Here is an 11,667-nt window from a genome sequence, read left to right on the forward strand (position 1 = left end):
CGCGCGAGGAGATCCTTGAGGATCATGCTGAAGAACATCACGTTGTCGACGATCAGGTACCCGGCGGGCACGAGCAGCCACGGCGTCGGCACGTCGAAGAAGCGGAACGCGGCGATGAGGATCGCCAGGTGGAGCGCGCTCAGCTTGGCCGCGTCGACCGTGTGATCGAGCCACTCGCCCTGCACGCTCCCGCCGCCGCGGAGCCGCGCCAGCTGGCCGTCGGCGGCGTCGAGCGCGTAGCCGAGCATGAGGAGCGCGCTCACGAGCACTCCCGACCACAGCGCCGGAGGAACCGTCGCGATCAGCACGATCGCCGTCAGAGTCGACAGCGCGCTCAGGGCGGTCACCCCGTTCGGGGTCAATCCCCACACGTAGCCGACGGCGGCGAACCGCCGGCCGAGCGGCCGGTTGACGTAGCGCGAGTAGGCGGGGATGCCGGCGGAGGGCTTCTGCGCCGCTTGCAGCCTGGTCAGCGCCGCACGATACCGGCCTCCCTGCGCCGCCGCGGATCCCGAGCCCCCCGGTTCGTCGACGTCTGACGTCCTGCTGCTCATATCCTCTGCTCCCTCGCATCGGGTCAGCCCCGCTCGGGATGGACGTGCACGCCGCCGCGCCGCCGCGTCCCTCCACCCCGCTGCTCCGATAGTAGCGAGGGTCGCGCGGACTGGGAACCGCCGCTTACGATCGCTGTATGGTGAGGGGCATGCAGGTGGAGGTCATCGTGGACTCGAGCTCCCAGCGAGCCTGGCATCGGGATCTGGTGCGCCGGCTCGGCGAGCTGCCGGGGGTCCGCGCCTCGATCCTCCTGGCCGACGGCCCCCCGTCGCCCGAGCACCGCCGGCTCGAGCGCGTGCTCCGCCTCGAGCAGCGGCTGCACGGCATCGACCCGGGCCTCATCGGGCGCGTGCAGCTCGATCCGAGCGCCGGCGGGACGGCGAGCACCGGCGCCGGCGCGGGCGCTTTCGTCGGCGCGGGCGCCGATGGGGAGGCGGAGTCGCCCGGCGGATCGATCGCGCTCGACCTCACCGCCCGCCCCGCCCCGGGGCGCTGGTCGGTGCGCTACGACGGCGCCCCCGGCGAGCGGGCCGCCGCCGCCGCGCTGCGCTCGGGGCGCATGCCCGTCGTCACCGTGGTCGACGGGGAGGGGGCCGTGCGCGCCCGGGGCCGGCCGGGCAGCGAGCAGCCCGGACTGCTGACGACGGCCCTCGCCGACATCGGCGCGGGGACGTCGACGCTCATCGTGGGCGCCGTCGCCGGCAGCCCGTTCGCCGCCCCCGCCGACACGAGCGCAGACGCGCGCACCGGCGCGGGCGCCGGGGCGCCGCGCGCGCACCTCGCGATCGCCGCGCGCAGGATCGCCGGCGCGGCGATCCGCAGGCTCTACCGCGCGCTCTACCGCGCCCCGCACTGGCGGGTCGGCTGGCGCCGCCCGCAGGAGGGGGACGTGCTCGACGGGTCGGGCATGCGCTCGCCCGAGTGGGCGGAACTCGACGACGACGGCCTCCACTTCTACGCGGATCCCTTCCCCTTCGAGCACGACGGGGTCACCTACCTGTTCGTCGAGGACTTCGACCATCGGATCGGGAGGGCCGTCATCTCGGCCGTGGAGTGGGGGCCGGACGGCGCCGTGGGCGCGCCGCGGCCGGTGCTGCAGCACGAGGTGCACCTGTCGTACCCCTTCGTGCTCGCGCACGACGACGACGTGTGGATGATCCCCGAGTCCTCGGGGGCGAAGACCCTCGAGCTCTACCGGGCCGTCTCGTTCCCCTGGTCCTGGGAGCGGCACTCGATCCTGCTGGAGGGGATCGAGGTGAGCGACGCGACCCCCTTCGAGCACGAGGGGCGCTGGTGGCTCACGGCGACGGTCGGCTACGGCGGCTCCCTCTCCGACTCGCTCTGCCTGTGGTCCGCACCCGATCTCAGGGGGCCCTGGACGCCGCACCGCCACAACCCGGTGCTCGTCGACATCGCCAGCGCCCGCCCCGCCGGACGGGTGGAGCCCCGGGCCGGCAGGCTGCTGCGCCCGGTCCAGGACGGCCGCGGCGGCTACGGCGCCGCCCTCGGCATCGCCGAGATCACGCGCCTGGACGACGAGGGCTTCGAGCAGCGGGTCGTGACCCGGCACGCCCCCGGGGAGGACTGGAGCGGCACCCGCCTGCACACGGTCAACAGCGGCGGCGGGATCGAGACCGTCGACGGGTCGAGGATGGCGCCGAGGTTCGCGCCCCGCCGCACCCCGGCGCCGGGCGGCTCGGAGTTCGTGGTCGCCCGGGAGGACGACCTCGACTTCCGCGGCCGGGAGTACGCGGAGCTGTACGCGCGGTCGGCGGCGTCGGCGTTCCAGCACGGCGTCTGGCTCGATCGGCTCTACGCACGCCTGGCCCCGGTCCGGGGCGCGCGCCGGTGCGTGGTGACCGTGCGCACCGCCGAGGACGGCCGGCTCGTGGGCGTGCTGCCGCTCGTGCGGCGCCGCAGGGGCCTCGTGCGGGTGGTCGAGTACGCGGACCTCGGGGTGTCCGACTACGCCGTCCCCGTCATCGACCGCGACTCCGCGCTGTCGATCCGCGGGGACGCGGCCATCGGCCGACGCATCCGCGACGCGCTCGGGGCATTCGACCTCCTGCTGATCGAGCGCGCCACCGAGACCTCGGTACCGCTCGCCGTGCTGCTCTCGGGGGCCCGCACGCGCACGCATGCCTACGGTGCGCACCCGGCCGAGCTCGCCGCGGACGTCGACAGCTGGCGGGCGCGGCTCGAGCCGCGCGCCGTGCGCCACCTGGAGAAGGCCTACAAGCGCCTCCGCTCGAAGGGGGGATGCGCGCTCCGCACCGCGACCGATCCGGAGGAGATCGATCGGCTCCTCGAGCTGCTGCGCGGCTTCCGGGCCGCCCGCTTCGACGAGCGCGGCGGGGTCGATCTGTTCCAGGACCCCGCCTACTTCGAGTTCTACCGCTCCGTCGCCCACGACAGCGTCGACGGCGGGCCGGCGATCGTGAACGTGCTGGAGGTCGGCGGACAGCCGGCCGCCGTCGCGCTCGACCTGCTCGAGCCGGAGAAGGAGCTGTACGTGATCACCGGATACGACGTCGCGGGACTGCGCAACTTCTCCCTCGGGCTCCTCATCGTGGATCAGATCGCCCAGGCGGCGATCGGCCGCGGAGCACGGGTGCTCGACATGACCGTCGGCGACGAGGCGTACAAGGCCGACTTCGGCGCGCGGCGGCGCCCGGTGTTCCAGCTGCACATCGCGCGCACCCCGCTCGGCGCCCTCTCCCTCGCGGGGCGCACGCTGTACCTCGGGGCGCGGCGCATCGCCAAGCGCGTCCGCACGGCCTGGCGCGCGCGACGGAAGCGGGCGGCCGAGCGCACGCGCGCGCGCTCCGGGTCCCCGACGCCCGGGAAGCGCTGAATCATGAAGCGGAAGGCCGTCTCCGCCACCCTCTCGCAGGCGGTGCAGGCCGGCGTCAGCTTCGTCCTCCAGATCCTCGTGCTGCGGCTCCTCGGCATCGACGACTACGGGCGCTTCGCGGTGCTGTACGGCGTGATCGTGCTCGCCATGGCGGTCGTATCGGGCCTCGTGGGCGACTCGCTCGTGGTGCTCCACCGCGACCATCGCCCCGTGCGGGCGGCCCTCGAGCTCACAGCGCTCGCGATGACGCTGGGCCTCGGGCTCGTCGCCGCGAGCGTGGCCTTCGCCTCCGGCTTCGTCGATCCCCTCGAGACGGCAGCCTTCGGCGTCGCGCTCGTCGCCTTCGTCACGATGGAGGTCGTGCGGCGGCTGATGATCGCGCACCTGATCTTCGTGCGCGTCGTGCTCGCGGACCTGATCGGATTCGCGACGACCCTGGCGGGCCTCGCCATCGGCTCGAGCACCGGCGGGCTCACGCTCGCGGTCTTCCTGCTCGCGATCTCGGCCGGTCAGGCCGCCGCGCTCGTCTCGGGGTGGCGCCTGCTCCCCGCCTCCGAGCGCACGCTCGTCCCGCTCCGCGCCCCCGACCTCGCGAGCGTGTGGCGGTACGGCTCCTGGCGCGCGCTCCAGCAGACGCTGCGCCCGGCGCTGTTCACCGCGGTGCGGGTGCTCGTGGTCGGATACGCCGGGGTGGCCGCGGTCGGCGTGCTCGAGGCGGGGCGCACCTACGTGTCGCCGCTCGTCCTGGTGGTCGGCGGATTCTCCTCCCTGCTCTTCGTGCGCTTCGCCGATCGCGCGAAGGCCGGTGGCGCCGGATCGCTGCGGGAGGCCGACCGGGTGGTCGGCGCGCTGATCCTGATCTCGATCGCGCTCAGCGCCATCGCCCTGGCCCTGCGGCCCTGGGCGGGGCCGATCGTCTTCGGGATCGACCTCGATCTCACGGTGGTGATCGCGTGGATCGTGTACGGGCTGTCGGTGGCGATGGTCACGCCGTACGGAGCGCTCAGCGCGGTCTCCGGCCGCCAGGCAGCGGTGTTCCTGATCCGCCTCGCGGACACGGTGCTGGCCGCTGCGGCGGCGCTGGTCTGCCTGGCGCTCGGAGCGTCCTACGCGGTCGTGCCGTTCGCCCTCGCCGCCGCGTCCGTGCTGGGCGGAATCGCGCTGAGGTGGGTGGCCGTCCGCGGCGAGCGGGCGTCCGGGTGATAGGTTGAGCAGATCAAGGAAGATTGGCTCGAACCGCGGGGAGGGGAGCCATGGACGACGTTCCGTACGGGCGCATCCTGCGCGAGGGATGGATCATCATCCTCGTCGCGACGATCCTGGGGGGCGCGATCGCCTTCGGCATCACACGGCCGATGCCGAGGACCTACGCCGCGACCTCCACCCTCCTGCTGCAGGTGGAGTCCACGCAGACCTCCCTCTTCGAGCGGAACCAGTTCAGTCAGGCGCGCATCAAGTCGTATCCGGTGCTCGTCGACAGCCCGTCGGTGGTGAGCGGGGTGCGCGAGGATCTGGACCTCGATCCCGCGCAGTACAGCGACCGGGACATCCGGCGCATGCTGTCCGCGACGAACGCGACCGACACGGTGCTCATGGACGTGCGCGCCGACGCGCCGACGGCGGAGATGGCGGCGGAGGTCGCGAACTCGGCCGCCGCCCACATGTCCGATCTCATCGAGGAGACGGAGAACGACGAGTCCGACGAGCGCTACGTCGTCAGCCTCGTCCAGGCGCTCCCGGCGGTCCCCCCGCTGAGCGCGATCTCGCCGCAGGTGCTTCCCATCACCGGTCTCGGGATCGTCACGGGCCTGGCCGCGGGCTGCCTCATCGCGCTCTACCGCACCACCACGAACCGGCGGCTCATCACGATCGGCGACATCCGCCGCGCCTCGGGCCTCCCGGTGGTCGGCCAGATCCCGCGCGCCCCGCGGTTCTGGTGGGGGCGGACCCGCGCCGGCGAGCTGCAGTCCTCGTCCTACACCGAGACCGTCAGCAACGTGATGGCGCTGGCGGGACCCGCGCAGCAGTCGATCGTGGTGGTGCCGGCGGAGCCCGACGCGATCGGGGCCGACGCCCTCGTGGGGCTGGTCGAGGCCTACCGCCGCGCGGGACGGCTCGCGCACGTGCTCGATACCCGGCCGAACCGGTTCCCGGCCGGCCGGTTCCGCTCGCTCGACGAGCTGATCCGGCCTGACGACGCTGACGCGGATGCGGAAGAGGACGCCCGGCAGGACGTCGACGAGAAGGATCTCGCCCCGGAGGACATCGCCGAGGACGCGGTGGACGCCGAGTCGGACCCGGACATCGAGGACGACGCGGCCAGGGGTGACGAGGACGACGGCGGCGCGGCCCGGGATGAGGAGGACGCGGAGGCCCGCGGCACGTCCGCGGACGTGGCCGAAGCCTCGGACGCCGACGGCCTCGACGAGTGCGGCGACGATCGCCCGGACACCGTCTACGCGGCCTCGGACGTCGCCATCGACGTGCTCGAATCGGCGCTGCCCGGGCTGGTGGAACGATTCGACGACCCGCGGGACGTGGTCGTCGTCGTGGTCGATCCCGGCGCGTCCGCGCTGCTCGCGACGGTCCGTGCTCCGCTGGTGATCGGCGTGCGCAGCCGCGCGACGACCGTCGCGGACCTTCTGGCGATCACGATCCGCTTCCAGGTGATGGGCATCCGGCCGCTCGGCGTGCTCATCACCGGCGCCCGCTCGCACGCGCGCTCCTCCGTCTCGCTGTCCTGGAACGAGCTGGATCGCCTGGGCGGCGCCGAGGCCCCGGATCCCGAACCGGTCCCCGAACGCGGGTGAGGCGAGGTGGGCAGCACGACGGCCGATGACGTCGCCGCTCCGCGCCACGGCGACGCCCGGCATCCGAGCCGCGACCGCCTGTTCGTCATCGGCGCCCTGTTCCTGCTCGTGGTCGTGGGCGTCGTCCCGTGGCGCAGCGACGCCATCTACTCCGGGGGCGTCGACGGCGTGGTCGCCGCGAAGGCCGCGATCGCCGTGTGCGCACTCGCCGGCGCCGCGCTCCTGCGCCTGCGCACGCGCGTCGCCATACCCATCGGGCTCGGCCCCGCCGGCGTCCTGTCCGTCGTCGCGCTCGTGTCGCTGCTGGGGGCCTTCGCCGCCGGGAACGGGATGCCGACCCTGGTGCTCGTCGCCCGGGTGCTCATCCTCATGGCGACCGTGCTGCTCCTGCTGTCGTGCGCGCCCTGGGGCCACGCGCTGGCCTGCCTGCTGTGGGCGATGGCGATCGTGGCGGTGGTGGCCGCGGTCACCGGGATCGGCACGCTCGCCTCGGGGCGGCTCGGGGGCGGCGTGCCGGAGATCCACCCCAACGAACTCGCCGAGCTGGCCGCCGTGCCGCTGATCGGCGTCGTCGTGCTGGCGCTGCGCCGAGGGATTCTGATCCGGCACGTCGCGGCCGCGGCGGTGCTGCTGGCGATCGTCGTGAGCACCGGCTCGAGATCGGCGCTGCTCGCCGTGGGGATCGCCGCGGCCCTCGCGGTGCTGACGAACGGCCGGCTCGAGCGGAGGATCATCGCGGTGCTGCTGATCAGCATCCCGGTGGCCTACGTGGTCGCGACCTTCACCGGCTTCCTGGACACGCTCGCCTCGCGGGGCGGCACGAGCGCGGCCACCGGGGCCCTGGATTCGCGTTTCGACGCCTGGCGGCCGGTGCTCGCCTGGCCGTGGGAGTCCTGGGAGAAGTGGATCGGCCTCGGCCTCTCGGTCAAGGAGATCGAGGTCGACGTGAAGTGGCTGGACACGCAGGTGCTCGACAGCAGCTGGGTGTCGCTGCTCGCCCAGGCGGGGATCGTCGGCATGGCGCTGACCGGCGCGCTCCTGCTCTGGTGCGCGGCGACCGCGCTCGTATCGCGGGAGCGCCGCGGCGTGCTGCTCCCGATGCTCGTGCTGATCGTGATGCGCTCGCTCACCGAGAGCGGGCTCGTCGACAGCGCGACGCCGCTGATCCTCTTCCTCGCCGTCGCGACGCTGCTCACGCGGCGCTCGCGGCACGGCGGCGAGACGCTCCCCGGAACCCCGGCGGCTCCCGCGGATTCCTCCTTCCGCATGAGCCCGCGAGTGTCGTAGGATGACCGCAAGCGCACCGGGATGCGCGCCAGTCTCAGCGTCAGGACACACGCTCATGGTCGAAACATCTGCAAGACGGCGATCCCGGCTGTGGTGGGCGGGGGCAGCCGCAGTCGGACTGGTGCTCATCGGCGGCGTCACCTGGGGCATACTCGCGAACACGCCGAGCGCGTCGGACCCGGTGGCTTCGCCGGGAGTCCCGCCGCAGGTGACCGACCTGCCCACGCCCGAACCCGGCGAGACCACCCCCGTCGAGAAGACCGAGGATCCCCTCGAGCTGGCGATGACGGAGCGGGCGGAGCCGATCGAGGACGCCTTCGTCGAGGTGGTGTCGATCGATGCGATCACCGCCGGCAAGGGGATCCCGGGCGAGCCCAAGGGCCCCGCCGTGAAGGTCGAGGTGCGCATCGTCAACGAGTCGGAGGCGGCCGTGAGCACGGCGGGTGCGAGCGTCAACCTCACATACAACGGAGACGACCGCACGCCCGCCGTCTCGCTCATCGACGACGCGACGGTGAACTGGCCCGCGGAGGTGCCCGCCGGCTCCGATGCGAGCGCGGTGCTTGTTTTCGCAGTGCCTCTTGCGGTAGAGGGGAATGTGCGTGTTATCGTTGACCTGCTGGCAACGGGGCCAGACGTCGTCTTCGAAGGGCCTCGCCCGGAGTAGACGGTTGTAGGACGTATCGTTCGACCTAGTTGGGGAACGTGTCGAGCGTTCTATCAACATGGGATTGCCTGATGAGCGATATCGCCACTGCCGCAATGCGGCGCAAGGTATCTGTTGGGACAGCTGTGATCGCGGCTCTCGCCGTGGTCGCCGCGATGCTCTTGCCGGCGCAGCCGGCGCGGGCGGACGTCGATCCACCGGAGGGTGATCCTCCGACGGTCACCGCCGACGCGCTGCCGACGGTGCAGATCAACGGCATCGTGTGGGATCAGGAGGTCGTCGGCAACGTCGTCTACGCCGCCGGCTCCTTCTCGAGCGCGCGCCCGGCGGGCGCCGCAGCGGGGACGAACGAGACGCCGCGATCCAATCTGCTCGCCTACAACCTGACGACCGGGCAGCTGATCACCTCGTTCGCGCCGACCATCAACGCGCAGGTGCGGCAGGTCACGGCCTCCCCCGACGGCTCCCGGCTGTACATCGTCGGCGATTTCAGTACGGTCAACGGGACCACGCGCAACCGCGTCGCCGCGTTCGACCTGCCGAGCGGCGCGCTGTCCTCCTTCAACCCCAACTCCAACAGCACCGTGGACGGGGTCGCCGCGACCGATACGACGGTCTACATCACGGGGACCTTCGGCCGCGTCGCGGGACAGGATCGAGCCGGCGCCGCAGCGCTCACGCGCTCCGGAACGCTGCTGCCCTGGGCGCCCGGCGTCGAGCGGCGCGGCCGCGCCGTCATCGTCTCGCCCGACGAGACGAAGGTCGTGCTCGGCGGCGACTTCCCGACGCTCAATGGCAGCAACAACCCGGGCTACGGTCTCGGCATGGTCGACGCGCAGACGGGCGCCTCGCTCCCGTTCAGCACCAACAACGTCATCCGCAACGCCGGCAACGAGGCGGCGATCCTGGCGCTGAAGACCGACCAGGACTCCATCTACGGCGTCGGCTACACCTTCGGCGCCGGCGGCAACCTCGAGGGCAGCTTCCGCGCCTCATGGGACACCGGGGATCTCGTGTGGGTCAACGACTGCCACGGCGATCTCTACGACGTGCACCCGATGGGCGAGACCGTCTACGGCGCGGGCCACCCGCACTACTGCGGCAGCCTGCCCGGCGGCTTCCCGCAGAGCGACCCGTGGAACTTCTACCGCGCGGTCGCGACGACGAAGAGCGCCGAGCGGCCGGTGCCGCCTGCGCTGAACCTCGGCTACTTCAACTTCGTCGGCAACCCGCAGCCCAAGCTGCTGCACTGGTTCCCGTCGTTCAACACGGGTACCGTCAGCGGTGCTGCGCAGGGCCCCTGGACGGTGAACGGCAACTCGGAGTACCTCGTGTACGGCGGCGAGTTCACGCGCGTGAACAACACGAACCAGCAGGGGCTCGTACGCTTCGCCATCCCCTCCAAGGCGCCCAACTCGCAGGGCCCGCTGCTCTGGAACACCGACTGGATGCCCACTGCGACAGAGGTCGCCGGCGGCTCGCTGCGGATCAGCTGGCCCTCGAACTGGGATCGCGACAGCGAGTTCCTGAAGTACGAGGTGCTGCGCAACAACACCGTGATCAAGACCTTCGACGCCCTCCGCTCCAAGAAGGAGGACTGGGCCATACCGCCCTTCGGCTACGTCGACACGAGCGTTGCCGCCGGCACCTCCTACTCGTACCGCGTCAGAGCGACGGACTCCCGCGGCAACTCGATCCTGAGCGGCACCGTGACCGCGAGCGCCTCCGGCGCCTCGACCGCGAGCGCGTACCGGGAGACCGTGCTCGGCGACCTGCCGAGCAGCTACTGGCCGCTCGACGAGGCATCCGGCAACGTGGCCCGTGACTGGGGAGGAGGAACCGACCTCACGCTGAACGGCACCTACACCCGCAACCAGGCGGGGGCGATCCAGGGCGAGAGCGACCGCCGCAGCACGCGGTTCAACGGCTCGAACGCCTTCGGCGCGACCGACAAGCAGCTCATCGGCCCGCAGACCTTCGCGATCGAGGCGTGGGTCCGCACCGACACGAACAACGGCCCGGGCGGCAAGATCGCCGGCTTCGGCAACAGCCGGACGGGCCTCTCGGGCACCACCGACCGGCACATCTACATGGAGACCAACGGGCGCATCAGCTTCGGCGTGAACGCCGGCGCCCAGCGCACGATCACGTCGACCGCCTCCTACAACGACACCCAGTGGCACCACGTGGTCGCCGGGCTCGGCGAGAACGGGATGGTGCTGTACGTGGACGGCGTCCGCGTGGCGCAGCGCACCGACGTGACGAGCGCTCAGTACTTCTACGGGTACTGGCGCGTCGGCGGAGACCGCACCTGGGCCGGCAACAACTACTTCCGCGGCGACATCGACGAGGTCGCCGTCTACAGCGCTCCGCTGACCCGGCAGGCGGTCGAGGCGCACTACGCCGCCTCGGGCCGCACGCCCCCGGCCAGCACGCGCCCCGCGGACGCGTACGGCGCGGCCGTCTACGATCTCTCGCCGAACCTCTACTGGCGCCTGAACGAGACGACCGGCACCGTCGCGGGCGACACGGCGGGAATGGGCCAGCGGGGCCGCTACCTCGGCGGTCACACGAAGAACGTGGCGGGTCCCCTGCACGGGGTCGTGAACCCCGGCGTCAGGTTCACCGGCGGCCAGGTCGTCAGCGAGAGCTCGTTCGTGGATCCGCGCACGTACTCGCTGGAGGCGTGGTTCAACACCACGAGCTCGGCCGGCGGCAAGATCCTCGGCTTCGGCAGCAGCAGCTCGACGACGAACTCGTCGAACTACGATCGCCACGTCTACATGACGAACACCGGTCAGCTGGTGTTCGGCGTGTACACCGGGGCGGAGCAGCGGCTCACCACGCCGTCGAACTACAACGACGGCAAGTGGCACCACGTGGTCGCGACGCAGAGCTCCGCGGGAATGCGCCTCTACGTCGACGGCGAGCTCCTCGGCTCCAACGCCGTCTCGACGGCGCAGAGCTACACCGGGTACTGGCACGTCGGAGGCGACGTGACCTGGGGTCCGGGCGGCAATCCGTTCGCCGGCGTGATCGACGAGGTCGCGGTCTACCCCGCGGCGATGTCGGCGGCCGACGTGGCCCTGCACCACGGCCTCGGGACGACCGGGGCGGCGCCGAACATCCGTCCGACCGCCTCCTTCACCTCGTCGGCGGACCGACTCGCCGTGGAGGTCGACGCCTCGGCGTCGACGGACTCGGACGGCACGATCGAGGAGTACGGCTGGGACTGGGGCGACGGCACGCCGGACGGCACCGGCGTCACCGCCTCCCACACCTACGCGGAGGCCGGCACCTACACGATCACGCTCACCGTCACCGACGACGACGGAGGCACCGCCACGGCGACCACCGAGGTCTCGGTGGCGCCCAACCAGGCGCCCACGGCGGCCTTCACCGCGACGCCGACCGATCTCTCCCTGGCGGTCGACGCCTCCGGCTCCACCGATTCGGACGGCACGATCGAGGAGTACAGCTGGGACTGGGGCGAC

Annotated in this window: 7 protein-coding genes; 6 read left to right on the forward strand and 1 reads right to left on the reverse strand. The window is 72.2% G+C overall.

Going from position 1 to position 11,667, the window contains the following annotated elements:
* The coding region (locus ACWKZU_RS07875; RefSeq protein WP_449281766.1) for a CDP-alcohol phosphatidyltransferase family protein at positions 1 to 554 on the reverse strand (554 nt) is incomplete at its 3' end.
* Positions 555 to 691: 137 nt separating this feature from the next.
* Between ACWKZU_RS07875 and ACWKZU_RS07880 the strand changes: the two genes are divergently transcribed.
* From ACWKZU_RS07880 to ACWKZU_RS07905, 6 genes are all read left to right on the forward strand, one after another.
* The gene (locus ACWKZU_RS07880) at positions 692 to 3,409 is read left to right on the forward strand and encodes a GNAT family N-acetyltransferase (protein WP_449281767.1); all 2,718 of its coding nucleotides are present in this window, start codon (positions 692 to 694) and stop codon (positions 3,407 to 3,409) included.
* Between the two features lie 3 nt (positions 3,410 to 3,412).
* Positions 3,413 to 4,612 carry a hypothetical protein gene (locus ACWKZU_RS07885; protein WP_449281768.1) on the forward strand — a complete coding sequence of 400 codons (1,200 nt, stop codon included), beginning with the start codon at positions 3,413 to 3,415 and terminating at the stop codon, positions 4,610 to 4,612.
* Between the two features lie 50 nt (positions 4,613 to 4,662).
* Positions 4,663 to 6,219 carry a YveK family protein gene (locus ACWKZU_RS07890; protein WP_449281769.1) on the forward strand — a complete coding sequence of 519 codons (1,557 nt, stop codon included), beginning with the start codon at positions 4,663 to 4,665 and terminating at the stop codon, positions 6,217 to 6,219.
* Positions 6,220 to 6,225: 6 nt separating this feature from the next.
* Entirely contained in the window at positions 6,226 to 7,506 is a 1,281-nt protein-coding gene (locus ACWKZU_RS07895; protein ID WP_449281770.1) for an O-antigen ligase family protein, read from the forward strand.
* Between the two features lie 55 nt (positions 7,507 to 7,561).
* Positions 7,562 to 8,173, forward strand: a complete 612-nt coding sequence (locus ACWKZU_RS07900; RefSeq protein ID WP_449281771.1) for a hypothetical protein — start codon at positions 7,562 to 7,564, stop codon at positions 8,171 to 8,173.
* 71 nt (positions 8,174 to 8,244) lie between these two features.
* Positions 8,245 to 11,667: LamG-like jellyroll fold domain-containing protein (locus ACWKZU_RS07905; RefSeq protein WP_449281772.1), on the forward strand; the 3,423-nt coding region annotated here is incomplete at its 3' end.

The sequence above is a fragment of the Leucobacter sp. genome (assembly GCF_053528595.1).

What these genes read in the sequence shown, in the direction of transcription:
- ACWKZU_RS07890 (WP_449281769.1), top strand. Translation starts at nt 4,663, where the DNA reads ATGGACGACGTTCCGTACGGGCGCATCCTGCGCGAGGGATGGATCATC.
- ACWKZU_RS07885 (WP_449281768.1), top strand. Translation starts at nt 3,413, where the DNA reads ATGAAGCGGAAGGCCGTCTCCGCCACCCTCTCGCAGGCGGTGCAGGCC.
- ACWKZU_RS07900 (WP_449281771.1), top strand. Translation starts at nt 7,562, where the DNA reads ATGGTCGAAACATCTGCAAGACGGCGATCCCGGCTGTGGTGGGCGGGG.
- ACWKZU_RS07880 (WP_449281767.1), top strand. Translation starts at nt 692, where the DNA reads ATGGTGAGGGGCATGCAGGTGGAGGTCATCGTGGACTCGAGCTCCCAG.